At 55.8% G+C, this 337-nt stretch carries 1 protein-coding gene and 1 pseudogene; both read right to left on the minus strand.

Annotation, left to right across the window (positions count from 1 at the left end; translation table 11 throughout):
• Positions 1–109 (minus strand): annotated as a pseudogene (locus SB786_RS35830) (transposase); the annotation flags it as partial.
• A 69-nt stretch (positions 110–178) separates the two neighbouring features.
• Positions 179–328, minus strand: a complete 150-nt coding sequence (locus SB786_RS35835; RefSeq protein WP_410731521.1) for a winged helix-turn-helix transcriptional regulator — start codon at positions 326–328, stop codon at positions 179–181.
• Positions 329–337 lie beyond the last annotated feature (9 nt).

Consider the following 337-nt stretch of genomic DNA (forward strand, 5'->3'; position numbering starts at 1 on the left):
AACGACGCGTCACTGAAGCCATGCTGCCTGCACAGCTCCTTCACCGGTATACCGGCCTCGGCTTCCTTCAGAAACCCATGATTTGTTCTTCCATAAAGCGCTTTTTCATGTTCGTCTTCTTCTCCGAAAACGAACTTTGCTAGGTTCTGACTGGCCCGGTTTGTAGAGGCAGGCCACGTCAATCCTGCCCCTGTGATGCGCGCCAGGAGACGTAACGATCTCCCCATTCCTTCATCGCGTCGAGCACGGGCGCGAGACTACGGCCGAATTCCGTCAGTGAATATTCGACACGAGGCGGCACTTCGGCGAATACCTCGCGGGATACAATGCCATGCGC

This window comes from Burkholderia sp. SIMBA_062 (assembly GCF_046534765.1).
Lineage (GTDB): Bacteria > Pseudomonadota > Gammaproteobacteria > Burkholderiales > Burkholderiaceae > Burkholderia > Burkholderia ambifaria.